General features: G+C 70.9%; 24 protein-coding genes. 6 read left to right on the forward strand and 18 right to left on the reverse strand.

What is annotated here, in order from left to right:
• Window positions 1-68: 68 nt before the first annotated feature.
• From J5Y10_RS10035 to J5Y10_RS10055, 5 genes are read left to right on the forward strand one after another with little or no spacing between them, the layout of a single operon-like run.
• Window positions 69-1,076: an ABC transporter substrate-binding protein gene (locus tag J5Y10_RS10035; RefSeq protein WP_209373178.1), complete on the forward strand. Its 1,008-nt coding sequence runs from the start codon at window positions 69-71 to the stop codon at window positions 1,074-1,076.
• A 5-nt stretch (window positions 1,077-1,081) separates the two neighbouring features.
• Entirely contained in the window at window positions 1,082-2,464 is a 1,383-nt protein-coding gene (locus tag J5Y10_RS10040) for an amidohydrolase family protein (protein ID WP_209373179.1), read from the forward strand.
• An 8-nt stretch (window positions 2,465-2,472) separates the two neighbouring features.
• Window positions 2,473-3,258 (forward strand): ABC transporter ATP-binding protein, encoded by a 786-nt coding sequence (locus J5Y10_RS10045; protein WP_209373181.1) that lies wholly within the window; start codon window positions 2,473-2,475, stop codon window positions 3,256-3,258.
• Window positions 3,258-4,007 (forward strand): ABC transporter permease, encoded by a 750-nt coding sequence (locus tag J5Y10_RS10050; RefSeq protein ID WP_209373183.1) that lies wholly within the window; start codon window positions 3,258-3,260, stop codon window positions 4,005-4,007. The genes J5Y10_RS10045 and J5Y10_RS10050 overlap by 1 nt, the downstream gene beginning before the upstream one ends.
• Window positions 4,007-4,756: an ABC transporter permease gene (locus J5Y10_RS10055; protein WP_209373185.1), complete on the forward strand. Its 750-nt coding sequence runs from the start codon at window positions 4,007-4,009 to the stop codon at window positions 4,754-4,756. The genes J5Y10_RS10050 and J5Y10_RS10055 overlap by 1 nt, the downstream gene beginning before the upstream one ends.
• A gap of 9 nt (window positions 4,757-4,765) precedes the next feature.
• Here the strand turns inward: J5Y10_RS10055 and J5Y10_RS10060 are convergent, their stop codons facing one another.
• The 18 genes from J5Y10_RS10060 to J5Y10_RS10145 all read right to left on the reverse strand — a co-directional run bounded on the left by J5Y10_RS10060 (window position 4,766) and on the right by J5Y10_RS10145 (window position 22,220).
• The gene (locus tag J5Y10_RS10060) at window positions 4,766-5,638 is read right to left on the reverse strand and encodes a DUF697 domain-containing protein (protein WP_209373187.1); all 873 of its coding nucleotides are present in this window, start codon (window positions 5,636-5,638) and stop codon (window positions 4,766-4,768) included.
• Window positions 5,639-5,668: 30 nt separating this feature from the next.
• Window positions 5,669-7,066 (reverse strand): YcjX family protein, encoded by a 1,398-nt coding sequence (locus J5Y10_RS10065; protein ID WP_209373189.1) that lies wholly within the window; start codon window positions 7,064-7,066, stop codon window positions 5,669-5,671.
• Between the two features lie 10 nt (window positions 7,067-7,076).
• Window positions 7,077-7,496 (reverse strand): lactoylglutathione lyase, encoded by a 420-nt coding sequence (gloA, locus tag J5Y10_RS10070; protein ID WP_209373190.1) that lies wholly within the window; start codon window positions 7,494-7,496, stop codon window positions 7,077-7,079.
• The gene (locus J5Y10_RS10075) at window positions 7,493-8,362 is read right to left on the reverse strand and encodes an LpxI family protein (protein WP_280855191.1); all 870 of its coding nucleotides are present in this window, start codon (window positions 8,360-8,362) and stop codon (window positions 7,493-7,495) included. The genes gloA and J5Y10_RS10075 overlap by 4 nt, the downstream gene beginning before the upstream one ends.
• Window positions 8,359-9,180, reverse strand: a complete 822-nt coding sequence (lpxA, locus tag J5Y10_RS10080; protein WP_209373192.1) for an acyl-ACP--UDP-N-acetylglucosamine O-acyltransferase — start codon at window positions 9,178-9,180, stop codon at window positions 8,359-8,361. The genes J5Y10_RS10075 and lpxA overlap by 4 nt, the downstream gene beginning before the upstream one ends.
• Window positions 9,181-9,182: 2 nt before the next feature.
• The gene (gene fabZ, locus J5Y10_RS10085; protein ID WP_209373193.1) at window positions 9,183-9,671 is read right to left on the reverse strand and encodes a 3-hydroxyacyl-ACP dehydratase FabZ; all 489 of its coding nucleotides are present in this window, start codon (window positions 9,669-9,671) and stop codon (window positions 9,183-9,185) included.
• 2 nt (window positions 9,672-9,673) lie between these two features.
• Window positions 9,674-10,726, reverse strand: coding sequence for a UDP-3-O-(3-hydroxymyristoyl)glucosamine N-acyltransferase (gene lpxD, locus J5Y10_RS10090; protein WP_209373194.1), 1,053 nt, complete (start codon window positions 10,724-10,726; stop codon window positions 9,674-9,676).
• 4 nt (window positions 10,727-10,730) lie between these two features.
• Window positions 10,731-11,531 carry an OmpH/Skp family outer membrane protein gene (locus J5Y10_RS10095; protein ID WP_245214520.1) on the reverse strand — a complete coding sequence of 267 codons (801 nt, stop codon included), beginning with the start codon at window positions 11,529-11,531 and terminating at the stop codon, window positions 10,731-10,733.
• Between the two features lie 25 nt (window positions 11,532-11,556).
• Window positions 11,557-13,908 carry an outer membrane protein assembly factor BamA gene (gene bamA / locus J5Y10_RS10100; protein WP_209373197.1) on the reverse strand — a complete coding sequence of 784 codons (2,352 nt, stop codon included), beginning with the start codon at window positions 13,906-13,908 and terminating at the stop codon, window positions 11,557-11,559.
• Window positions 13,909-14,045: 137 nt separating this feature from the next.
• Complete coding sequence (rseP, locus tag J5Y10_RS10105) at window positions 14,046-15,173, reverse strand: RIP metalloprotease RseP (RefSeq protein WP_342452889.1); 1,128 nt, start codon at window positions 15,171-15,173, stop codon at window positions 14,046-14,048.
• Between the two features lie 37 nt (window positions 15,174-15,210).
• Window positions 15,211-16,380 carry a 1-deoxy-D-xylulose-5-phosphate reductoisomerase gene (gene dxr / locus J5Y10_RS10110; RefSeq protein WP_209373201.1) on the reverse strand — a complete coding sequence of 390 codons (1,170 nt, stop codon included), beginning with the start codon at window positions 16,378-16,380 and terminating at the stop codon, window positions 15,211-15,213.
• Between the two features lies 1 nt (window position 16,381).
• Window positions 16,382-17,257 carry a phosphatidate cytidylyltransferase gene (locus J5Y10_RS10115; RefSeq protein ID WP_209373203.1) on the reverse strand — a complete coding sequence of 292 codons (876 nt, stop codon included), beginning with the start codon at window positions 17,255-17,257 and terminating at the stop codon, window positions 16,382-16,384.
• Window positions 17,250-17,999, reverse strand: coding sequence for a polyprenyl diphosphate synthase (uppS, locus tag J5Y10_RS10120; protein WP_209373205.1), 750 nt, complete (start codon window positions 17,997-17,999; stop codon window positions 17,250-17,252). Before uppS ends, J5Y10_RS10115 begins: the two co-directional genes overlap by 8 nt.
• Before the next feature lie 13 nt (window positions 18,000-18,012).
• Window positions 18,013-18,585 carry a ribosome recycling factor gene (gene frr, locus J5Y10_RS10125; RefSeq protein WP_209373207.1) on the reverse strand — a complete coding sequence of 191 codons (573 nt, stop codon included), beginning with the start codon at window positions 18,583-18,585 and terminating at the stop codon, window positions 18,013-18,015.
• Between the two features lie 10 nt (window positions 18,586-18,595).
• A complete protein-coding gene (gene pyrH / locus J5Y10_RS10130) occupies window positions 18,596-19,315 on the reverse strand; it encodes a UMP kinase (RefSeq protein WP_209373209.1) in 720 nt (239 codons plus the stop codon).
• Window positions 19,316-19,459: 144 nt separating this feature from the next.
• Window positions 19,460-20,374 carry a translation elongation factor Ts gene (tsf, locus tag J5Y10_RS10135; protein WP_209373211.1) on the reverse strand — a complete coding sequence of 305 codons (915 nt, stop codon included), beginning with the start codon at window positions 20,372-20,374 and terminating at the stop codon, window positions 19,460-19,462.
• Window positions 20,375-20,526: 152 nt separating this feature from the next.
• Window positions 20,527-21,450, reverse strand: coding sequence for a 30S ribosomal protein S2 (rpsB, locus tag J5Y10_RS10140; RefSeq protein WP_209373213.1), 924 nt, complete (start codon window positions 21,448-21,450; stop codon window positions 20,527-20,529).
• Between the two features lie 212 nt (window positions 21,451-21,662).
• Complete coding sequence (locus J5Y10_RS10145; protein ID WP_209373215.1) at window positions 21,663-22,220, reverse strand: hypothetical protein; 558 nt, start codon at window positions 22,218-22,220, stop codon at window positions 21,663-21,665.
• Window positions 22,221-22,363: 143 nt separating this feature from the next.
• Here J5Y10_RS10145 and J5Y10_RS10150 point away from each other — a divergent pair, with 143 nt between their 5' ends.
• On the forward strand, window positions 22,364-23,191 hold the full coding sequence (locus J5Y10_RS10150; protein WP_209373217.1) for a nitroreductase family protein: 828 nt from the start codon (window positions 22,364-22,366) through the stop codon (window positions 23,189-23,191).
• The last annotated feature ends 5 nt before the right edge of the window (window positions 23,192-23,196 follow it).

Consider the following 23,196-nt stretch of genomic DNA (forward strand, 5'->3'; position numbering starts at 1 on the left):
CGCTCCCGCCGCCCCCGATCGGCGGGGCGCGGCTGATCCTGGCATCCGCATTGCAGGAAGATTCAGACATGACCCACCTCTCCCGCCGCCTTCTCCTCGCCGCGCCGGCGGCACTCGCCCTGCCCAGCCTTGCCCGCGCCCAGACGCGGCAGGCGCGCTTCGCCATGACCTGGATCCCGAACGTCCAGTATGCCGGGCTCTGGATCGCGCTCGACCGCGGCTGGCTGAAGGGGGAGGAGTTCGGCTGGGTGCAGGGCGGGCCGAATGCGCCGGCCTCCGCCGTGACGGTGGCGGGTGGTGGCGCGGAGATGGGCGAGATCCAGCTCCTGCCCTTCCTCGACGCCATGTCGCGCGGCAACGACTTCGTGCTGCTGGCGGCGGTGTTCCAGCGGTCCCCTCTGGGCATCCTCTCCTTGCCGGGCAAGCCGATCCGCACGGCGGCCGACCTGCCGGGCAAGAAGATGCTCGTGCAGGGGCCGAACGAGCGCACGGCGCTGGACGCGGTGGTGAAGCTGAACAACCTGCCGAGCGCCCCGGAATTCGTCCCCGCCGGCTTCTCGCCGGAGCCGCTGCTGGCGCGCGCCGGGGATGGCTACACGGCCTTCGAGACGAACCAGGTCATCACCCTGGAGAAGATGGGGATGGCGCGGGACAAGGACTTCCACTTCGTCTCCTTCGACGCGCTGAAGTTCCGCTCCTACGCCAGCATGGTCTTCACCACCCGGCGCTACCTTGAGGCGGAGCGCGCGACGGTCGTGAAGTTCCTCTCCGGCGTCACCCGCGGCTGGACAGAGAACAAGGACCCGGCGGTGGGCGCGCGGCTGGCGGTGCGGACCTATGGCCGTGACCTCGGCCTCGACCTGGACCAGCAGACCCGCCAGAATACCGTGCAGAACTCCTTCCTGCAGTCGCCGGAGAATCCGTCCCAGCCGCTGCTCTCGCTGGATCGCGCGGTGCTGGAAGGGCCGATGCTGGAGGCGGTTCGCGCCACCGGCCGCACCAACATTCCGCCGGTGGAGCGCTTCTGCGACCTCACGGTGATGGAGGAGGTCCACCGCGGCCTCCGCCAGGGCTGAGCGGCGTGGAGAACGCCCCGCCCCGCGCGGTGGACCTGCTGGTCGAGGGCTGCGACGTCGTCGCCTTCGACCGCGCGGACACCACCTTGCGCGATGCCGCCATCGCGATCGAGGGCGGCGCCATCGCCTGGATCGGCCCGGCCGCTGAGGCCCGCACCCGCTTCGCACCGCGCGAGCGGCTGGACGGGCGCGACCGCATCGCCATGCCCGGGCTGGTGGACGCCCATATGCACACCGGCCAGCAACTGCTGCGCGGCAAGATCTTCGAGCTGTCGCGCCGCACGGGCATCCGCAACCCGATCTGGAAGAACTACTACATCCCCTTCGAGGGGATGCTGGACGAGGAGGAGGTGCGGCTCTCGGCCCTGCTCTGCTACGCGGACCTGCTGAGCAACGGCACCACCTGCTTCGCCGAGGCCGGCGGCCCGCGCCCGGACATCATGGGCGAGGCGGCGCTGGAGGCAGGCATCCGTGGCGTGATCGCCCTCTCCACCGTTGACATGGGCAACGGCATCCCGCCGAGCATGATGCTCTCCACTGACGAGGCGCTGCGCCGCAACGTGGATCTGGTGGAGCGCTGGAAGCAGAAGGGCCAGGGACTGGTGACGGCCGCGCTCTCCCTGCGCCAGATTATGGTCTGCACCACCGACCTGATCCGCATGATGGCGGAGGAGGCGCGGCGGCTGGGTGCCATGCTGCACACCCATCTGTGCGAGGGATCCTACGAGATCGACTTCGCGCTGGAGCGCTTCGGCAAGCGGCCGGCGGAGTACCTGGACAGCCTCGGCTGCATCGGGCCGTTCCTGCACGCCGCGCACGCCATCATGCTCTCCCAGCACGAAATGGACCTGCTGGTGGACAACGACGTTTCCGTCGCCCACTGCGCCTTCAACAACTACGCCATCGGCCATCCCCGTGTGCTGGAGATGCTGCATAAGGGGGTGCGGCTGGGCCTCGGCACGGACGGCGCAGCCGCGCTGGGCACGATGGACATGTTCCAGGTGGCCCGCTGCGGCCGCATCGCGCAGCAATGCATCACCGGCACCTCCTGGCACGAGCGTTTCGCGGTGAGCGGGGAGATGATGCTGCGCGCCACCTGCGCCGGCGGTGGCCGCGCGATGGGGCTGGACATCGGCACGCTGGAGGTCGGCAGGCGCGCCGACATCATCCTGCTGCGCGCGGACGACCCGGACCACCAGCCGCTCTACGATCCCATGTTCGCCGCGGCCAACACGGCCGTGGGGCGCGACGTGCGGACGGCCATCGTGGACGGGCGCGTGGTGATGAAGGAGCGCGAGTTCACCGCCCTGGACACGGAACGCGTGGCCGCGCTGCTGCGGGAACGCCACCCCGGCCTGATGCACCGCTTCGAGACCGAGGTCGCATGAGCAGCTCAATGGCTGGCTCCGGGGGCGCCGCCATCGCGCTGCACGACGTCACCCGACGCTTCCCGTTGAAGGGCGTGCCGGACGGCGTGCTGGCGCTGGACCGCGTGACGCTGGACGTGCGCCCGGGCGAGTTCGTCGCGCTGCTCGGTCCCTCCGGCTGCGGCAAGTCCACGCTGCTGCGCATGACGGCCGGGCTGGACGCGCCGAGCACGGGCACGGTGCGCGTGGGCGGGAACGAGCCCGCCGCCGTGGCCGGGCGCCAGGGTTTCGGCGTGGCCTTCCAGGACCACGCGCTGCTGCCCTGGCTGACGGTGCGGGACAACATCGCCCTGCCCTTCCGCGTGGCGGGCAAACCGGTGAACGCGGCCCGCATCGCCGCCTTGATCGCGCTGGTGAAGCTGACGGGGTTCGAGGGGGCCTTCCCCCGGAACCTCTCCGGCGGGATGCGCCAGCGCGTGAACATCGCCCGCGCCCTGGTGCTGGAGCCCGAGGTGCTGCTGCTGGACGAACCCTTCGGTGCGCTGGACGCCGTGACGCGCCGGCACATGAACCTGGAACTCCAGCGCATCTGGACGGAGACGCGCACCACCACCCTGCTGGTGACGCATGCGGTGGAGGAGGCCCTGTTCCTGGCCGACCGCATCGTGGTCATGACCGGCCGGCCCGGCCGCGTGGCGCAGGACCTGGCCGTGCCCTTCGCCCGCCCCCGCCCCGTTGAGGTGATGCGCGAGGAGGAGTTCCACCGCATGCAGGACTCCCTCGTCCTCGCGCTCGAGCCCGAGGCGCACGACTGATGCGGCTGGCGCGCGATTTACGGATCCTGGGCCTTCTGGGCACGCTGCTGCTCTGCCTGGCCTGGGAGGCGATCGGCGCCACCGGCCTCGGCGGCTTCACTTGGCCGCCGCTGTCCCGCGTGATCGCGATGCTGGCGGATCCGGATCGCTGGGACCTCTTCGGCCGGGCCGCCGGGTCCACCCTCGCCTCAGCCGTGGAAGGCTATGTCTTTGGTGCCCTGGCCGGGATCGCGCTGGCGATGCTCACCCATTTCCTGCCCCGCCTCGCCCCGGGCGCGGACCGGCTGGCGGCGGGGATGCACGCCATCCCCACGGTGGCGCTGGCCCCGGTCTTCCTCATCCTCCTGCCCGCGGGCAGCACGGCGCCGACGCTGGCCGGGATAGGCGTCGCCTTTCTCGTCTACGTCGCCGCCGCCTCCGGGCTGCGTGCCTCCAGTGCGGCGCACCGGGACCTGTTCCAGGTGCTGGGGTCCCGCCCCTCCGCGCGGCTCCTGCGGCTGGACCTGCCGGCGGGCCTGCCCTCCATCGCCACGGGCCTGCGGCTGGCCGTGCCGGCCGCCCTGATCGGCGCGGTGATCGGGGAATGGTTCGGGGCGCCGCGCGGGTTGGGCGTGCTGATCGTCAACGGCATGCAGAACTTCCAGATTGTCCTGCTCTGGAGCGCCGTCCTGCTGGTCGCCCTCATCTCCCTCACCGCCTATCTCATCGCCGGCGCCATCGAGCGCGCGGTCCATGCGAGGTTCCGCTGATGGACCGGTTTTTAAGGCCGCTGGTCCGGGATTGGTGGGGCATCCTCCTGCTGCTGCTCGCGTGGCAGGCCTGGGTGGTGCTCTCCGGGCTGAACGCCATCGTCATGCCGCGCCCGCTGGACGTGGTGGCGGATATCGCGACGAACCTGCCGGTCTATTTGCCCGCCCTCGGCGTCAGCCTTGCCGCTGCGGCCGCCGGCCTCGTCGGCGGCTTCGCCCTCGGGCTCGGGCTGGGCATCGTGACCTGGGCCTCCACCGTCGCGGCGGGGATGCTCACGCCGGTGACGGTGCTCTTCTCATCCGTCCCGGTCGTCACCCTCATCCCCATCCTCGCCCGCCTCTTCGGCTACGGGCCGGGCACGGTGGTGGCGATCACCGTCATCATCTCCTTCTTCCCCGCCTTCGTCTTCTCCTCAGCGGGGTTGCGCGCTCTGCCGCCGGGCAGTGCGGACCTGCTCCGCGTGCTCGGCGCCTCCCGTTGGAAGACGCTGTCGCTCCTCGCCTTGCCGGCCGCGGTGCCCAACCTGGCCGTCGCGCTCAGGATCGGGGCGGCGCACGCGCTGCTGGCGGCGATGGTGGCGGAGTACCTGATGGGCAGTTCCGGCCTCGGCGCCATGTTCGCCGCCGCCAAGTCGGAACTGAACACCGAGCGGGCGCTTGGGGCCAGCCTCATCGTTGCCGCCATTTCGCTCGCGCTCTACCTGCTCTCGCTGCGCGTGGAGCGCTGGGCGCGGGCGCGATACGGCTAGGCCGGCGGGTCAGCCCTTCGGCAGGATCCGGCAAGCGGCGGCCGCGGCGCGGGATAGGGTGATCAGCCGCCGGGCCGCCACGGCGCCGGAGGCGGCCTCCCCCACCACGTGCCCGACCAGCGGGTTGGAGACGATGGCGCGCACTGCCGTGTCCGTGGCCACTTCCGTCGCCGCGACGGTCGCTGCATCGAAGGCGGTGCGGCGCAGCAGGGAGGCGGTGGCGGCGATCCCCGGCCGCATCCCGTGCAGCGCGGCCACCTGCCGCACCAGCCGCAGCCCGCGCCAGCCGATCACGAGCGCATCCAGCGCGGGGGCGGGGCTGATGGCCGTGGCGGCGAAGCCCTGCACCGCCGCCAATCGGCCGAGGGCGCGAGACTCCTCCTCCAGCGCCGCCAGGGGGCCTGTCTCCAGCAGGGCGCGCAGGGCCGGCAGGTCCGGCGCCTCCCGGAGGGCGGGAATGAAGGGCTCGGCGACAGGGATGGGGGCGGCCCATTCCAGGCAACGAACCTTCGCCGCCTGAAGGTCGCCGCGCGCGAAGGCTGCCCGGGCCGCATCCACCGTGCGCAGGCGAAACAGGGCGCCGAACTCCCGCGCCACGGCCCAGAGGATCGCCCCGAAGCCGGCGACCGCGACGGCAAGGGTCAGCCAACCCAGCGGCGCCGAGCGCGCGAACTGCTCCGCCACGTAATTGGCGGCCGCGAGGGCCGCGAAACCAAGGATCAGGGTGGCGACGCCGAACCCCAGAAGGGACAGGGTGGAAAGGCCGGCGGAGGGGATGGTGGCGGGCAGCGTGCCCTCCTCCCAGCCGTGGTCCAGCCGCGTGGCGGCGCCGGCCTCCTCCTCGAGGAGGATACGGGGCGGGCGGGGGGCGGTCTGGCTCATGGCCGGGCATATGGCCCGGAAGCGATCCGTTTACAGCGCGTCGCCCAGCAGCGCCTGCAGCAGAGGATCGAGCCCGAGATGCGGCACCCCGCCGCGCCCCTGCGCCTCCAGCCCCGGCGGGCGGAAGACCGGCATCTCGAAATAGGCGGCGTTCCAGAAGCTTTCCGGCGGCAGGCGGGCGGGAACCAGGCCGGGATCCACCGTGGCCCAACGCCCGCCCTCCAGCAGGATGCCGCGCACGGCGGGGGAAGGGCGGCCCTCATGGGTTGCCGTCGCCTCCTGCGTGCAACGGATGGCTGCGACGGGATGGACGGTAACCGCAGCACCCCCGATCTCCGCGCGGCGCCGCGGCGCGTCGACGAGATCGGAGAGGAGGGAGGCGAGGCTGTCGCGGCTCACCTCCGGCACGTGGTCCGCCTTCGTGGCCGCGAAGGCAACCCGCGCGATGCCGCCGCCCGTCAGCAGGTCTAGCCAGCCGCGGCCATAGCGCAGGGTGGCGGAAATCGCGGCCAATGCCTCCGCGGTGTCCTCGAAAGCCTCCCGCCCGGCATGGAGGGCGCCCAGCACGTCCACCAGCACCACCTGCCGGTCGAAACGGCGGAAGACCGGGTCGAGAAAGCGGTCGCGCTGGTCGCGCAGATAGGCCCCGTGGCGGCGCGCCATCAGCTCGCCCAGGGGCGAGGCGCGCATGGCCTCGGGCATCGGAAAGAACCAGAGAAGCGGCGCGTCGCCGCCCGGGCCTGGATTGAGGAAGCGGCCGGGCTGGAGAAAGCGCAGCCCCAACTCGTCACGGGCCGTGAGCAGGAAGCGGCGATAGAGGGCATGCCCCCGACGCGCCAGGGAGTCCTCGGCCGGCGCGGTGGCGGGCAGGGCGTTGACGAAGGCCAGGAACTCGGCGGCCGATGAGGCGCGCACGCCGCGGCGCAGCCGGGCCAGGGTCTCGTCCGACCACTCGGCGAAGCCCTGGCCGAACATCGGAAGGTCCAGCAGCCACTCCCCGGGATAGTCCAGCAGGTCCAGCGTCACCTCGCGGTCCGGCAGCACCTGCCCGTAGAAGCCGCTTCGCCGCAGCGTAAGTGCAAGGGAAAGGGTGGAGAGGTCCTCCGTCCGCGCCGGCCAGTGCGGCGGGTCGGCGGCCAGGGCGGCCAGATGCGCCTCCGCGTCGAAGCGCGGCGTCGCCTCCACCCCGGGCGGGATTGTGCGGACGGCGCGCAGGCGTCCATCGGCGGCGGCCAGCCCGGGCAGGGTGCGCCGCCCCTGCCCCGCCGCCACGAGATTGGCGACGAGGGAGGTGAGGAACACCGTCTTGCCCGCACGGGACAGGCCGGTAACTGCCAGACGCACCCTCTCCCGCCCCGCGAGCGCCAGCGCCGCCTCCCCGCTCCGGGAGACGACGTCGGCGACGAGGCGGAGCGGGTCGGGCGGCACGCGTCCGGCCTCAGCTGCGCTGAATCAGCTCGATCTTGTAGCCGTCCGGGTCTTCGACGAAGGCGATGATCGTCGTGCCGTGCTTCAGCGGCCCGGCCTCACGCACCACCTTGCCGCCCTGGGCCTTGATGCGCTCGCAGGCGGCGTAGACATCCGGCATGGCGATGGCGAGATGGCCGAAAGCGGTGCCGATCTCGTACTTCTCGACGCCGTAGTTGTAGGTCAGCTCGATCTCGCCGAAGCCTTCCTTGTTTCCCTCGCCATAGCCGAGGAAGGCCAGGGTGTACTGGCCGGCGGGCACGTCGTTCCGGCGCAATTCCCGCATGCCGAACATCTTGGTGTAAAACTCGATGCTCCGCTCCAGGTCACCGACCCGGATCATGGTGTGGAGGAACTTGCCTGTCGGCTGGGTCGGGGTTGCGTCGCTCATGTGGCGGCTCCTGCTGGTTCCGGCCCCACATGGTCATCGGGCCGGATGGCGAGAAGGAACAATCCGGCGGAATCCGCCTTCGAAACCATCTCGTCGCGATCCATCAGCAACGCGCCATTCGCCTCGAAGGCGATCCCCGCCAGCCCGGCAGCGATGGCACCCTCCACCGTGCGCGGGCCGAGTGCAGGCAGGTCCACTTCCCGGTCCTGGCCGGGCTTCACCAGCTTCACCAGCACGCCGCCCGGTCCCTCGCGCCGCAGGCCGCCGGCGCGGGCGAGCATGGCGTCCGTGCCCTCGATTGCCTCGACGGCGAGGACGAGGCCCTGCTGGACCACGGCGCCCTGCCCCACATCGGTCGCCCCGATCGCGCGCACCACCTCGATCCCGCGACGAATATCGGCGAGAGCGCCCGCATCGGGCGCGGTGCGGGTCAACAGCCCCGGGGGAGACTGGGCTTCCTGCAGGAAGCGCGTCGGGCCCATAGGCTCGAACCCCTCCTCCCGCATCACCTGGCGCAGGGCAGAGAGAAGGGAGTCGTCGCCGCTGAAGGCCTTCATGCCGATGCGGGCGAGGTACTTCGCCGCCTTCGCGTCCGGCCGGAGGGAGAAGATGGAGGGACGCTTCACATTGCCCACGAGGATGAGCTGTCGCGCGCCGGCAGCCTTCAGCCAGTCGAAGGCGGCGCCCGCCGCCCCCAGGCGGAAGGTCATCGTCTTCTCGCCCACCCAATCGGCAGGGTTCGCGAAGCCGTCCAGTTGCACGACCACGAAGGGCCGCCCCGTGGCGCGGCAGGCCGCTGCGACGCGGAGCGGCATGTCGCCGCCCCCCGCTATGATGGCGACGGGCTCCTGCGACACAGGCGTCAGGCCGCCTCGGTCTCGGCCGATTCGTCGAGCTGCCGGCCGGCCCGCATGAGGCCGCGGCGGCTAGACGCTTCGATGAAGGCGAGCACCTCCGCCACCTGCGGCTGGGTGCCCTGGTCCTGAAGCACCAGCGCCATACGCGCATCGAAGGTGCCGCGCCCCAGGAAGAGGCTGCGATAGGCAAGGCGCAGCGCGTTAATGGCCTCGCGGTTAAATCCGCGGCGCTTGAGACCGATGAGATTCAGCCCGATCAGTCGGGCGCGGTTGCCCATGCAGGAGCCGAAGGGGATCACGTCCCGCTCCACCCCGCTCATGCCGCCGATCACCGCCTGCCGGCCGATGCGGACAGACTGGTGGATCGCCGTGCCGCCGCCGACGAAGACATTGTCCCCGATTTGGACATGGCCGCCGAGCATGACGTTGTTCGCCAGGATCACCTTGTCCGCGAGCTGGCAGTCGTGGCCGACATGGGCCACGCACATGATAAGGCAGTCCGCGCCGATCCGCGTCACGCCCTCGCCGCCCACGCTGCCGCGGTGGACGGTCGCGTGCTCGCGGATGATGGTGCGAGGGCCGACCTCCACCCGGGTCGGCTCGCCATGGTACTTCAGGTCCTGTGGAGGCAGGCCGACCGAGGCGAAGGGCAGGATCTGCACGCCCTCCGCCAGGGTGGTGATGCCGTCCACCACCGCGTGCGCCGCGATCTGCACGCCCTCGCCCAGCACCACATCGGCACCGACGGTGGCATAGGGGCCGATCGTCACGCTCTCCGCGATGGTCGCCCCGGGGGTGACGATCGCGGTGGGATGAATCTGCGGCACGGTCAGCTGTCCAGGATCATGGCGGCATAAGTGGCCTCGGCGACGACCGCGCCATCCACCTTCGCCTCGGCCGAGAACTTCCAGACGTTCCCGCGCTGGCGCAGCTTTGTCACATGCACGCGCATCTGATCGCCGGGCACCACGGGCTTCCTGAACTTCGCGCCCTCGACGGACATGAAGTAGACCAGCTTGCCCTGCGCCTCCGGCCCCAGGGTCTCAACCACCAGCACGCCCGCGGTCTGGGCCATGCTCTCGATGATCATCACGCCGGGAAACACGGGGTGGCGGGGGAAGTGGCCCTGGAAGACGTGCTCGTTGATCGTGACGTTCTTGATTCCCGTGCAGCTCTGGCCGCGGACGAGATCCACCACGCGGTCGACCAGCAGGAAGGGGAAGCGATGCGGGATCGCCTGCATGATCCGCCCGACGTCGAGGGTGGTGAGGGTCTCGCCCCCCGCGCTCTCCGGCGCCTTGTCTTCGCTGTCCGCCATCTTCAATCGCCCGTCTTCTTCTCCGCCGTGGCCGCCGCCTTCGACTGGCCCAGCTTCCGCAGGACGTTGAAGCCGCGCATCGCGTCGCGCACCGGCAGGGCCGGGCTGCCCACAACGTCCATACCGGCGGGAACATCCGCCATCACGCCCGCCTGCGCCCCGATCCGCGCCTTCGCGCCGATCGTCAGGTGCCCGACCATCCCCGCCTGTGCCGCCACGACGACATAGTCCTCCAGGGTGGTCGAGCCGGAGATGCCGGCCTGCGCCACGATGATGCAGCCTTGCCCCGTCCGGACGTTGTGCCCCAGCATCACCAAGTTATCCAGCCGCGTTCCCGGCCCGATCACCGTATCATTGCCCGAACCGCGGTCGATGCAGGCATTCGCCCCCACCTCCACCCCGTCCCCGAGGATCACCCGGCCGAGCTGAGGCACCGTGACGTGCCCACCCCGGGGCGTGGTGGCAAACCCGAAGCCCTCGCTCCCGATTCGGCAGCCCGGATTCAGCGTCACCCGGTCGCCCGCCAGGCAGTGGGTGACAGTAACATGGGAGAAGATGCGGCAATCCGCCCCGAAAACGCAGTTCCGGCCGATATGAGCGTGGGGCCCGATAATGCAGCGGGGGCCAATCACGGCCCCGTCCTCGATTACGGCATAGGCGCCGATCTCGCAGCCCTCGCCGATCGTCGCTCCCTCACCCACCACGGCGGTCGGGTGCCGCTTTCCGCTGGCGGTAGCGGGCGGGTGCAGCAACGCAGCGATGCGGGCGAAGGCCAGCACCGGCGTGGGCGAGACGAGGGCAATGCAGCCTTCTGGCACCGCGCGGGCGTTCTCCGCGGCCAGCACGACGGCGCCGGCCCGGGTCTCCCGCAAGCTGTCGAGCCAGCGGCGCGCGTCGAGGAAGGAGACATCCTCCGGCCCCGCGGCGCCGAGAGTGGCCACGCTCGTGAAGAGGCGGTCCCCCGCCCCCTCCGGCACCTCCACCTCGGCCACCTCGGCCAGCCGCCAGAGCGGCAGCGGGCCGGCTACGGCGTGGAAGCGCGGATCCGCCGCCACGCCCTTAGCGGCGCTGCTGCTGCGCCGGGGGCTGCTGCGCCGGACGCGCCGAGGCCGGCTGCCCGGCTCCCTGGGCCGTGGCCGGAGCGGCGGCCGGGGCCTGGCCCTCGGGCGGCAGGGTCACGTTGCGCAGAACGCGGTTCACCTGCTGGCTGATCTCGTCCGTGAGGTCGAACGGAGCATCGTTGAAGATGACCAGCGGGCGGGGCAGCACGAGGTTCACGTTGCGACTGGCCGCCACCTGACGGATCACCACGGCCAGGGCCTGCTCGATCTCCTGCAGCGCGGCCTGGGCCACCTGCTCGATCGCGCGGGAACGGTCGCGGAAGACGCGCTGGCTGTCCGTGATGCGCTCCTGCAGCTCGCGCTCCTTCGTACGGAGCTGCTCGGGGTTCATCGTGGCGCGCTGGTTAGCCAGTGCCTGCTGCTCCTCGCGCCAGCGGGTCTGCTCCCGCTGCAGGTCATCGTTCAGCTTCTGGCGCCGCTTCTCGATTTCCTCACGCACCGTATTGAAGGCGGTGGAGTTCCGCTGGATCTCCGGCACGTCGACGATGCCGACCACGGCCGCCGGCGGCGGCTGGCCCGGGGGAAGCGGCGCCGGGTTGGGCTGGGCGCGCTGCTGGGCCTGCTGCGGGGGCCGCTGCTGCGGCGGGCGCTGCGGCTGCTGCTGCTGCGCCGGGCGGGCCTGCCCGCCACCGCCGCCACCCTGGGGCGGAATGAAGAAGCCCGGGTCGCTCTGCGCCAGTGCGCTGCCGGCAGGGATCAGGAGCGCCGCAAGGGCGGCGAGCGCGGGGCGCGCGGACATCATGCGAACTCCAGTCCTCTCGTTCTCAGAACCGCGTGCCGAAGCCGAAGCGGAACACCTGAGTCTTGTCATAGGATTCCTTCACCACGGCCTGAGCGAAGTCGAGGTTGATCAGGCCGAAGGGGCTCCGCCAGGAGACGCCGACGCCCGCGCCGACACGCGGCGTGGAGGTGTCGGCAATGTTGCTCCCGCTGCTGCTCCCGCTCAGCCCACCGACGTCGACGAAGGCGCGGCCGGTGATGCCGATCTCGTCCGGGATCGGCAACGGGAACCGGAACTCGGTGGTCTGGGTATAGAGCAGACGGCCGCCGAGGCTGTCCCGCGTGTTCAGGTCCCGCGGGCCGGCGCCGGCCACCTCGAAGCCGCGCAGGTTCTCGCCGCCGAGGAAGAAGCGGTCGACGATGCGCTCGTCCTTGCCGCCGAAGGGCTCCAGGTAGCCGACGGAGCCCTGGATCGCGAGCACGTAGTTGGGGTCGCCGAGCCAGCGCTCGAAGGGGATGTAGTAGGACCCGTCCACGCGGCCGCGCACGTAGCTCACATCGCCGCCGAGGCCGGCCACGTCGGTGCCGAGACGCAGCAGGTAGCCGCTATGCGGGTCCAGCCGGCTGTCGCGGCGGTCGTAGGTGAGGGTCTGGCCGATCTGCGAGAGCAGCGTCTCGCCCGCCTGCTCCTTGATGTAGATCGAGGAGTTGGTGTCCACGTTGTAGATGTTGCGGTGGGACAGCGTATAGGCCCAGGACTGGCGCAGGTACTCGTTGAACTCGTAGCCGGCACGCAGCGAGAAGCCGTAGCGGCGCTCCTCATAACCCGAATAGGTCGTCAGGTTGCGGTTGATGTAGAAGATGTCGGCGCCCACGGCCAGGTTGCGGTCCTGGAAGGACGGGTCGGTCACCGAGAGGTCGAGCTGGCTGCGCTTCTGCGCGATCACGCCGTTGATGCGGCTGTCAATGCCGGTGCCGAGCAGGTTGCGCTCGCGCAGGCCGATATCCGCCAGCGCGCCGGCATCCGTGGAGTAGCCGCCGCCGAGCGAGACCTCGCCCGTCGCCCGCTCCGAGACGCTGGTGCCGAGCACGACGCGGTCCGGCGCGGAACCGGGCGTGGTGGAGATGGTGGCGTCGTTGAAGTAGCCGAGGTCGCGGATGCGCTGGCGGGAGCGGCGGACCAGGGCCGCGTTGAAGGCGTCGCCCTCCGCAAGGCGGAACTCGCGGCGGATCACCCGGTCCTGCGTGCGGACGTTGCCGGTGATGTCGATCCGCTCGACGTAGAGGCGGTTGCCCTCCTTCACCTCGAAGGTGATGTCCACGGTGCCCGCATCCGTGTTGCGGACGATGCGCGGGGTCACCTCGACGAAGGGGGCGCCGAGCGCGTTGGCGCGGTCGGACATGGTCTCGGAGATGCGCTCGATCGAGTCCCCGTCGTACCAATCGCCGGACGACACATCGACGGTCGGGCGCAGCTGGTCCGCGGTGACGTTGCGGAGGGAGGAGGTCGTCTCGACCTTGCCCAGCCGGTAACGGCGCCCCTCGTTGATCGTATAGGTCACGAAGAAGCCGGAGCGGTCGGGCGCCAGCTCGGCCGCGGCGCCGGTAACGTTCACGTCGGCGTAGCCCTGGCGCAGGTAGAAGCGACGCAGCAGCTCGCGGTCGAAGTTCAGCCGCTCGGGGTCGTAGGTGTCGCTGGAGGAGAAGGGCCGGTACCAGGCCCCCTCGCGCGAGGCGACAATTTCCTTCAGCCGGCTGTCGGAGACACTGCGGTTGCCGACAAAGTTGATGCGGCTGATCAGCGCCACATCCGCCTCGTTGATCTCGTAGACGATGTCCACGCGGTTCTGGTCGAGCTGGATGATCTTCGGCTCGACCGTCGCGGAAAGGCGGCCGCGACGGGCATAGGCTTCTAGAATCCGCGCACGGTCGGCCTGCGCGGCCTGGGTGGTGAAGACGGCGCGGGAGCGGAGCTGCGTCGCGTCGCGCAGGTTGTCGTCCGAGAGCTTGCTGTTCCCCTCGAAGGCAACGCGGTTGACGATGGGGTTCTCCTCCACCGTCACCAGGATGCGGTCGCCCTGCCGCGCCACGCGCACGTCCTTGAACAGGCCCGTGGCGTAGAGGGTACGGAGCGAGCGGTCGAGCCGGTCGCCCTCGAAGGCGTCGCCAGGCTGCAGCAGCATGTAGGAGCGGATCGTATCCGCCTCGATCCGCTGGTTGCCCTGGATGTCGATGCCCTGGACCGTGCCGGAGGCGGCGCGCACCGCCCTGGCAGGAGGACGCTGCGGCGCCTGGGCGGCGCGGCGGGTCTGCGCCTCGGCCTCAGCAATGGAGAGGACCGGCACAAGGCAGGTGGCGGCCAGGAGGAGGGCCCGGGAGAAAGGCGAGGCGTGCAAGGCGTGATCCTGTGCCGGCGGTTCCGGTTCGCGGGGCCGCAACCTAGCGGAGGGGGCCACCTGTTGCCACCCCCGCGAAGGTTTCAGTCACATCTCCCGGAAAATGTGGCCTTTCGGTCCGGGAGGCTGGGAACCCTTCAGCTGAACAGCCCGTGGACCCAGCGGAACAGGCCGAAGCTGGAGAGGTCGTTCCAGGTGGCGAAGACGAACAGGGTGGCCAGCACGGCGAGCCCGGCCCGGAAACCGTACTCGACGGCGCGCGGCGGGAGGGGACGGCCACGAATGGCCTCCAGCGCGTAGAAGACGAGGTGCCCGCCATCCAGCACGGGGATGGGAAAGAGGTTGATGAGGGCCAGGTTCACCGAGAGAATCGCCATGAAGGAGATGAGGCTGGCGAGCCCGAGAGTCGCCACCTGGCCGGAGAGCTGCGCGATCCGAAGCGGCCCGCCGATCTCCTCCGTGCCGCGCTGGCCGGAGATCATCTGCCAGATCCCGCCCAAGGTCTGCGCCGTGACCTCGCCGGTGTAGGCGATGCCGCCCCAGATCGCGGAGAAGGGATCCGTCTTCTCGTAGGAGGGCACGCCGCCGCCGACTCCGAGCATCCCGACGGGCGCGGCCCCTTCCGCGGTGCCGGGGCGCGGGGCGGGAGTGGCGCTCAGGCTGCGCTCCTCGCCCTCGCGCAGCACGCGGATGGTCACGCGCTGGTTGGCGCGTGGCTGGATGTAGGCCTGGACCTGCTCGAAGCGGGTCACGGGCTGCTCGTCCAGCGCCACGATCCGGTCGCCGGGCAGGATCCCCGCCGCCTGCGCCGCTCCGCCCTCTACCACGGAGGCGACGGTGGTGTTCCCCACCGGGCGCCCCACCGCAATGAACAGGGCGGAGAAGAGCACCGCAGCCAGGATGAAATTGGCGATGGGCCCGGCCGCCACGACGATGGCGCGGTCCAGCACGGGCTTGTCGTGGTAGCGCGGGCCACGCGGGTCATGCGCCGGGGCGACATCGCCCGAATCGGTCACGTCCCCGGCGCCGTCCTGCCCATAGAGCTTGACGTAGCCGCCCAGCGGCAGCCAGCCGATCTGCCATTCCGTGCCGCGCCGGTCCGTCCAGGCCGCGATGGAGCGGCCGAAGCCGATGGAGAATCGCTCCACATAGATCCCCCGCCAGCGGGCGGCGGCGTAGTGGCCGAGCTCGTGGAAGAAAACGAGCACGCCCAGCACCACCACGAAGGCGAGCACGGTGCGGAAGGGGTCGGGGAGGAATTCCACGGTCGGTCCTAAGAAGGGCGGGCCTGAGAGGGGCGGTTCAGGCGGCGAGGCCGAGCCGGCCGGCGATCCGGCCGGCCTCGGCCCGCACCTCGGCATCGAGGGCGAGCACGGCTTCGAGCGTGGGCAGGGCGGGCGCCCCCAGCCGCTCCATCGTCGCCTCGACCACCCGGGCGATGTCCAGGAAGCCGAGACGCCGGGAGAGGAACCGTTCCACCGCCACCTCGTTCGCCGCGTTCAGGATGGTGGGGACCCCTGCCCCCGCCAGCAAGGCCTCCCGCGCCAGTCGAAGGGCGGGGAAGCGCAACTCGTCCGGGGCGGAGAACTCCAGCCGGCCCAACGCGGCAAGGTCGAGGCGCGGCACGTCGGCCCGCATTCGATTGGGCCAGGCCAGGGCATGGGCGATCGGGGTCCGCATGTCCGGGGAACCCAGATGGGCCAGCAGCGAGCCGTCCGCGTATTGCACCATCCCGTGCACACTGGATTGCGGGTGGACCAGCACCTCAATTCGCGCGGGATCGACCGGGAAGAGGCGGGCGGCCTCGATCACCTCCAGCCCCTTGTTGAACATGGTGGCGCTGTCGATGCTGATTTTGGCGCCCATGGACCAGACCGGGTGCTTCAGGGCGCGCTCGGGCGTCGCCGCCCGCATCTCCGCCTCGCTCGCCGTGCGGAAGGGGCCGCCAGAGGCAGTGATGATGATCTTCTCGATCATCGCGGGGTCGCGGGCATCGAGCGCCTGGAAGACCGCGTTGTGCTCCGAGTCGACGGGCAGCAGCGTGACGCTTGCATCCCGCACGGCGGCCAGCACGATCTCGCCGGCGCAGACCAGCGCCTCCTTGTTCGCCAGGGCCAGCGTGCCGCCGCGGCGGATAGCTGCCAGGGTCGGGCCAAGACCGGCCGCGCCGACGATGGCGGCCATGGTCCAGTCGGCGGGGCGGGACGCCGCCTCCAGCACCGCTTCCTCGCCTGCCGCAGACTCGATTCCGCTGCCGGAGAGCGCCTCCCGCAGCGCGGGCAGGCCGGCGGGATCGGCGAGCACGGCCACGCGGGCGCGGTGCTTCCTGGCGCAGGCGGCCAGGGCGGCGGCGTCGCGGCCGGCGACCAGCGCCTCCACGGCGAACTCGCCCTCCGCCGCCTCGTCCAGCAGGGCCAGGGTGCTGCGCCCGACCGATCCGGTGGCGCCGAGGATGGTGACTGTCTTGGTCATGTTACCGCCAGAGGGCGCCACCGTAGCCCAGGACAATGGCGAGGAGCATGGCGGCAGGCGCTGCGGCGAGCAGCCCGTCCAGCCGGTCCAGCAAGCCCCCGTGGCCGGGGATGAGGCTGGAGGTGTCCTTCACCTTGAACTGGCGCTTGATGGCGGATTCGAAGAGATCGCCGGCCTGGGTGGCAACGGCGAGGACAGCGGCCACGGCCGCCGCGCGCCAAGCGCTGCCCGGCGCGAGGAAGGGCGCCGCCGCCGCGCCGATCGCCATCGCGAGCAACAGCCCGCCAGCCGCACCGGTCCAGGTCTTGCCGGGGGAGACCTGCGGCCAGAGCTTCGGCCCGCCGAAGGCGCGGCCGGCCACATAGCCGCCGATGTCGCTGGCCCAGACGGTGAGCAGGAGGAAAAGAAGGTTCGCCCGCCCCGCCTCGTTCTCGTGCCGCAACTCGATGAGGCAGAGGAAAGCCACGCCGATATAGAGCACGCCCAAGGCCAGCCGCAGCGCCGGCTGGTGCGGCCGGTCCCGCCCGCGCAGCCGTTCCGCCCAGGCCCAGGTGAGCAGGAAGCCGCCCACCAGCACGATCGCGGCGGCCAGCGGATGCTCCGCGACGGAGAGGGCGCCCGCGACGAAGACGGCCGCGGGCACCCCGGCCCCCGGCAGGCGCGCGGTCCGCAGCCCGCAGAGATGCACCCATTCCCAGGTCAGGATCGCCGCCGCTACGGCCAGGAGCAGGGTATAGGCATTGGCGCCGAGCCAGACGCAGAGCAGCGCCGCCGGCCCCAGCACAAGGGCGGAGAGGACTCGCTTGCGGAGGTCGCGCCAGTCCTTTCCGGGCCTCGTGCCCGGCTGCGGGCCGGGACCTGGTGCCGGGTCAGCCATTCCGCGCGCCGAAGCGGCGATCGCGGCGATGAAACTCGGTGATTGCCTCTCGCAGGTGCTCGGCGCCGTAATCCGGCCAGAGCACGGGCTGGAAGACCAGTTCCGCATAGGCGGCCTGCCAGAGCAGGAAGTTGGAGATCCGCTTCTCCCCGGAGGTGCGGATGATCAGGTCCGGGTCCGGCATCTCGGCCGTCTCCAGCTCGCCCGCCAAGGCGGCCTCGTCGATGGCCTCCGGGGCGATCTCCCCGGCCGCGGCGCGCAGGGCGAGGCGGCGAGCCGCCGCCGTGATTTCCGCCCGCCCGCCATAGGACAGGGCGACGTTGAGGTTCAGCCGGGTATTCCCCGCCGTCTCGGCCTCGGCGCGCCGGATCTCGGCCAGCATCCCCGGGCCGAAGGCCGTGCGGTCACCGATGACGCGCAGCCGCACCCCGTTCTCTACGAGTTGCCGGACCTCGTGGCGGAGGTAGTGGCGCATCAGCCCCGTCAGGTCCCGCACCTCGTCGGCAGGGCGCCGCCAGTTCTCGCTGCTGAAGGCGAAGAGGGTGAGCCAGGACACGCCCTGCCCCGCCGCCGCCTCCACGACGCGTCGGGTCGCCTCCGCCCCGGCCTTGTGGCCGAGGGCGCGCGGTACCCCACGGGCCGCGGCCCAGCGCCCGTTGCCATCCATGATGATCCCGACATGGACGGGGGCGGGCGGGGTGTTACCCCCGGCTGTCAGGACGGGCTGTGTCGCGGCGCTCATGGAGGTGGACGGCTCAGACGGCCTTGATGTCCTTTTCCTTGTCGGCCAAGGCCACGTCTACTTTCTTCACGTACTCGTCCGTCAGCTTCTGCACGTCGTCGGACCACCGCTTTGCGTCATCCTTGGAGATCTCGGACTTGGTCTCCCAGCCCTTGATCGTCTCCATGCCGTCGCGGCGCACGCCGCGGACGGCGACCTTCGTCGCCTCGGAGTACCGCGCGGCCTGCTTGGCAAGATCGTTCCGGCGCTCCTGGGTCAGCGGCGGCAGGGGCACGCGGATCACCTGCCCCTCGGCCTGCGGGTTCAGGCCGAGATTCGCATCGCGGATCGCGACTTCCACCTGCTTGGTGATGGAGCGGTCGAAGACCTGCACGGAGAGGAGCCCGGGACCGGCCACGGAGATGCCGGCCACCTGGTTCAGCGGCTGGTTCGTGCCGTAGGCCTCCACCCGGATCGGTTCCAGCAGCGCCGGGCTGGCGCGGCCGGTGCGAAGGCCGGAGAATTCCTTCTTCAGCGTCTCCATCGCGCCGTCCATGCGGCGGACCAGGTCTTTCCGGAGGTCGGGGAAGTTCGGCGGGGCGGCCATGGCGTGTCCCTCAGCTCTCGTGAACCGTCGTGAACTTGCCCTCGCCCTTCATGACGGCGGTGAAGGCACCGGGTTCGTGGATATTGAAGACAATGATCGGCAGCTTGTTCTCACGGGCCAGGGAGATGGCGGCGGCGTCCATCACGGCCAGGTCGCGGGACAGCATGTCCAAATAGGTCAGCGCGTCATAGCGCTCCGCATCCGGGTTCTTGCGGGGGTCGGAGGTGTAGACGCCGTCCACCTGCGTGCCCTTCAGCAGGGCGTCGCATCCCATTTCCGCGGCGCGGAGGGCGGCCGCCGTGTCGGTGGTGAAGAACGGGTTGCCCGTGCCGGCGGCGAAGATCACCGCCCGGCCCTTCTCCATGTGCCGCACGGCGCGGCGGCGGATGAAGGGCTCGCAGAGGCTGGCCATAGGAATAGCGGACTGGACGCGCGTCGGCACCCCCGCCTTCTCCAGCGCGTTCTGCATCGCCAAGGCGTTGATAACGGTGGCGAGCATGCCCATGCCGTCGGCCTGGGCACGGTCCATCCCGGCCGCGGCGCCGGAGACCCCGCGGAAGATGTTGCCCCCGCCGATCACGAGCCCGACCTGGATTCCCAACCGGGCGACGGCCGCGATGTCCTCGGCGATCGCGCTCACCGTGCCGCTGTCCAGCCCATACTGGCCGGAGCCCATCAGGGCCTCCCCGGAAACCTTCAGCAGGACGCGCTTGTAGCGAGGGGAGGTCATTCTTCTCTGCGGTCCCGGGCGGCTGACGAAATTAGAAGGCGCCGCCGGCCGCGGCAAGCACCGGCCGGCAAGCGATCGCCGGGCGCAGCAGCGCCCGGCGACAAGGTCCCGGCAAGCATCCGGGCGCGTTGGGTCGCCGGCAGGTCAGCCGGCAGTGCCGGCGGCGGCAGCCACCTCCGCGGCGAAGTCGGAGACCTCCTTCTCGATGCCCTCGCCGAGCTGGAAGCGGGCGAAGCCCACCAGCGTGGCGCCGGACTTCTGGACCACGGCCTTCACGCGGCTCTCACCGTCATGCACCCAGACCTGCTCCAACAGCACCACTTCCTCGTAGTACTTGCGGATCCGGCCCTCGACCATCTTCTCGATGACCGCGGGGGGCTTGCCGGAGGCCTGGGCCTGCTCAGTCAGCACGGCGCGCTCGCGCTCCAGGGCGGAGTTGTCCACGGCGGAGACGTCCAGCGCCTCCGGGCGGGTCGCGGCCACGTGCATGCCGATCTGGCGGCCGAGCGTCAGCACGGTGTCGTCGCCGTTCGGGCCCTCAAGGGCCGCCAGCACGCCGATCTTGCCCAGGCCCGGCTTCACGGCCGAGTGGACATAGGTGGCGACGGCGCCGGAGGAGACCGACAGCACCTTGGCGCGGCGGATCGACATGTTCTCGCCGATGGTGGCGATCAGGCGGGTGACCTCGTCGGCAACCGTATGGCCGGCACCGGGATAGGGGGCGGCCTTGATGGCCTCCACGTCCTGGCCGACCTCGAGGGCGACCTTCGCGACCGCCTCGACCAGGCCCTGGAAGGCCTCGTTGCGGGCCACGAAGTCGGTCTCGGCATTCACCTCGACCATCGCGGCCTTCGTGCCGGCGGCGACGACGCCGACCAGACCCTCGGCGGCCACGCGGCCGGACTTCTTGGCGGCGGCGGACAGGCCCTTCTTGCGCAGCCAGTCGATCGCGGCCTCCGCGTCGCCGTTGCTCTCCACCAGGGCCTTCTTGACGTCCATCATGCCCGCGCCGGTCTTCTCGCGCAGGTCGCGAACCATGGCTGCCGTGATCTCGGCCATCTCTCGTCTTCCCGTCTGTGGGGCGGCTGACCCGGGGCGGCCCCGGGCGAATCGTGCCGCCGCTGTATGCGACACGCCGGGGCAGCGAGGCCACCCCGGCGCGTTCATGTCATTGCGAGCCCGGCGGGAATCCCCGCCCGGCCCGCGGGCGATCAGCCGGCGTTGTTGCCGTCGTCGCGGTTGTTCTGGACCATCTGCTCCAGGCTCTCGCGATCCACGCCCGAGGTCGGGGAGGACTGCACCGCGCCCTCGAGCACCGGCACGTCGGCCACCTCGGCGCCGCCGAGGGTCTCCGGGACGGCGCCGGCACCCGGCAGGCCGCTGTCGTCCGGCATCACGTCGGTCGGCAGGTCGGCCTGGGCGCCGACATCCATGCCGGAGGCGGAGAGCTCGGCGGAGATGCCGTCGAACACGGCTGCGGCCATCATGTCGCAGTACAGGTTAATGGCGCGGATGGCGTCGTCGTTGCCCGGGATCGGGAAGGCCACGCCGCTCGGGTCAGCGTTGGAGTCGCAGACGGCAATAACGGGAATGCCGAGCTTGTTGGCCTCCTCGATCGCCAGCTTCTCCTTGATCGTGTCGATCACGAAGATGACGTCGGGCAGGCCGCCCATCTCGCGGATGCCGCCGAGCGCGCGGTCGAGCTTCTCCTTCTCACGGGTCAGCATCAGGATCTCCTTCTTGGTGAGACCCGTGGTGTTGCCGGCGAGCTGCTCGTCCATCTGCTTCAGGCGCTTGATGGAGCCGGTGATCGTCTTCCAGTTGGTGAGCATGCCGCCCAGCCAGCGGTGGTTGACGTAGTACTGACCGCAGCGGGTCGCCGCCTCGGCCACGTAGTCCGCTGCCGCCTTCTTCGTGCCCACGAAGAGCACGCGGCCGCCGCCGGCCACCACGTCGCGCACGGTGCGCAGGGCGCGGTCCATCAGCGGCACGGTCTGCTGCAGGTCCAGGATGTGGACCTGGTTGCGCACGCCGAAGATGTAGGGGGCCATCTTCGGGTTCCACCGGCGGGTGTGGTGGCCGAAGTGAACGCCGGCCTCGAGCAGGCCGCGCAGGGTAACCTCAGGCATCGCCATCGGGCGTGTCCTTCCTTCCGATCAGATCCGGTTGGGCCTCCGCGGCGCTACGCCCTCGGGATTTTCCTATGGAAAACCGGGGGACCGGACCCTTGCCGCTTGTCTCGGAAGGGCGCGCCGCGTGCGGATTTGCCGGGCGCAGGAAGATCCCGCGCCCGGCGGGCCGCATATGGCACGCAGGGCGCGGGCGGACAAGACCTCCCAGAGGGGCCTCAGGAGGCCAGGGCCGCCTCCAGCCGCGCCAGCGCGGCCTTCTCCGGCGCGGAGATCCCACCCAGCAGCCCGAGCAGGCCACCCTTGGCCTCCGCGAGGTGCAGCGCCCGGTCCATCACCCGCTTCCGCAGCGCCCCACGCGCCTCTGTGCCCAGGGCATGGACGTAGTCGCTCCAGGCGGCGAACAGCGCGGGCGGCGGCGGTTCGGCGAGCCAACGGGCGAGGAGGGCCTGGCCGTCGCTGCCGGTATCGAGTCCCACGGCATGGGCCGCGTCCAGCACCGCCCGGCGTTCCCGGTCGCCCATCATCCCGTCCGCCCAGGCCACGACGACCAGCGGCACGATGGAGAGGGCCGCAACCGTGCCGCTGCCGATGCCCTGGGCCTCCAGCCGGTCCAGCAGCGCCGTCTCCTTCAGCCCGGAAACCTCGGCCAGCCGGTCCCGCTCCGGCTTGGCCGGGTCCTTGGCGTGAAGGCGGCGGATCAGTTCGTCGCTCTGCTGGGCGAAGAAGGCCTCCTCCAGCGCGCGGCGTCGGTCGTCCAGGAAATCCTTGCTCATGGCCCTCTCCCTCGTGGCTGACACCTCCTGGAGGTGCCCTTAACAAACGAGAGGTTGGGTCAGCGGCTCCCGGCTGCCAATGGGTAGGCCCGCGAAGGGTGCGGTGGCAGGGTGCGGCACGACGCGCCGATAGGACAACGACGATGACCGACCCTTCCGAGGCCACCCTCTCCGCCCTGGATCTCCGCTACGGCGCCCCCGGCCTGCCCGCGGGGCCGAGCAGCCCGGTGATCGAGGCGATGCTGTCCCATCGCTCCTACCGGAACTTTCTCGACCGGCCGCTGGATCCGGGCGCGCTGGAGACCATCGTGGCGGCCGCTTCCTCTGCTCCCTCCTCCTCCAACATGCAGACCTGGAGCGTGGTGGCCGTGCAGGACCCCGCCCGTAAGGACCGGCTGGCGACGCTGTCGGGGAACCAGGGCTTCATCCGGCATGCCCCGCTCTTCCTGTGCTGGATCGCGGACCTTTCCCGGCTGGAACGCCTGGGGGAAGCGCACCAGCAGCGCCTGGCGGGGCTGGATTACCTGGAAAGCTTCATGGTGGCGCTGGTGGACGCCGCGCTGGCTTCCCAGAACGCCCTGGTGGCGGCGCAGTCCATCGGGCTGGGCGGCGTCTATGTCGGCGGGCTGCGGAACAAGCCGATCGAGGTCGCGGCGGAGCTGAACCTGCCGCCCAAGGCCTTCGGCGCCTTCGGCTTGGCCATCGGCTGGCCCGATCCCGAGGCCCGGGCGGAGGTGAAGCCCCGTCTGCCGCAGTCCCTGGTCCTTCACCGCGAGACCTACGCCACGGCGGGCGAGGAAACCGCCGTGGCGGGCTACGACCAGGTCCTGGCCGAGTTCTCCGAGGCGAACGGCATGGGCCGCTCGGACTGGACGGGCCGGATGCTGAAGCGCGTCGCCGGCCCCGAGTCCCTCAGCGGGCGCCACACCATGACGGAGACGCTGCGCGCGATGGGCTTTCCGCTGAAGTAGGGCCG

Origin of the sequence: Roseomonas indoligenes (assembly GCF_017813365.1) — a bacterium.
Taxonomy (GTDB): domain Bacteria; phylum Pseudomonadota; class Alphaproteobacteria; order Acetobacterales; family Acetobacteraceae; genus Roseomonas; species Roseomonas indoligenes.

Bases quoted from the DNA above. Each gene is read 5' to 3' on its own strand.
- pyrH (WP_209373209.1), bottom strand. From the start codon at position 19,315: ATGACCTCCCCTCGCTACAAGCGCGTCCTGCTGAAGGTTTCCGGGGAG.
- uppS (WP_209373205.1), bottom strand. From the start codon at position 17,999: ATGAGCGCCGCGACACAGCCCGTCCTGACAGCCGGGGGTAACACCCCG.
- J5Y10_RS10145 (WP_209373215.1), bottom strand. From the start codon at position 22,220: ATGAGCAAGGATTTCCTGGACGACCGACGCCGCGCGCTGGAGGAGGCC.
- J5Y10_RS10060 (WP_209373187.1), bottom strand. From the start codon at position 5,638: ATGAGCCAGACCGCCCCCCGCCCGCCCCGTATCCTCCTCGAGGAGGAG.
- J5Y10_RS10050 (WP_209373183.1), top strand. From the start codon at position 3,258: ATGCGGCTGGCGCGCGATTTACGGATCCTGGGCCTTCTGGGCACGCTG.
- rpsB (WP_209373213.1), bottom strand. From the start codon at position 21,450: ATGGCGATGCCTGAGGTTACCCTGCGCGGCCTGCTCGAGGCCGGCGTT.
- J5Y10_RS10045 (WP_209373181.1), top strand. From the start codon at position 2,473: ATGGCTGGCTCCGGGGGCGCCGCCATCGCGCTGCACGACGTCACCCGA.
- J5Y10_RS10095 (WP_245214520.1), bottom strand. From the start codon at position 11,531: ATGTCCGCGCGCCCCGCGCTCGCCGCCCTTGCGGCGCTCCTGATCCCT.
- dxr (WP_209373201.1), bottom strand. From the start codon at position 16,380: ATGACCAAGACAGTCACCATCCTCGGCGCCACCGGATCGGTCGGGCGC.
- J5Y10_RS10035 (WP_209373178.1), top strand. From the start codon at position 69: ATGACCCACCTCTCCCGCCGCCTTCTCCTCGCCGCGCCGGCGGCACTC.
- gloA (WP_209373190.1), bottom strand. From the start codon at position 7,496: ATGAGCGACGCAACCCCGACCCAGCCGACAGGCAAGTTCCTCCACACC.
- J5Y10_RS10150 (WP_209373217.1), top strand. From the start codon at position 22,364: ATGACCGACCCTTCCGAGGCCACCCTCTCCGCCCTGGATCTCCGCTAC.
- frr (WP_209373207.1), bottom strand. From the start codon at position 18,585: ATGGCCGCCCCGCCGAACTTCCCCGACCTCCGGAAAGACCTGGTCCGC.
- fabZ (WP_209373193.1), bottom strand. From the start codon at position 9,671: ATGGCGGACAGCGAAGACAAGGCGCCGGAGAGCGCGGGGGGCGAGACC.
- tsf (WP_209373211.1), bottom strand. From the start codon at position 20,374: ATGGCCGAGATCACGGCAGCCATGGTTCGCGACCTGCGCGAGAAGACC.
- J5Y10_RS10055 (WP_209373185.1), top strand. From the start codon at position 4,007: ATGGACCGGTTTTTAAGGCCGCTGGTCCGGGATTGGTGGGGCATCCTC.
- J5Y10_RS10115 (WP_209373203.1), bottom strand. From the start codon at position 17,257: ATGGCTGACCCGGCACCAGGTCCCGGCCCGCAGCCGGGCACGAGGCCC.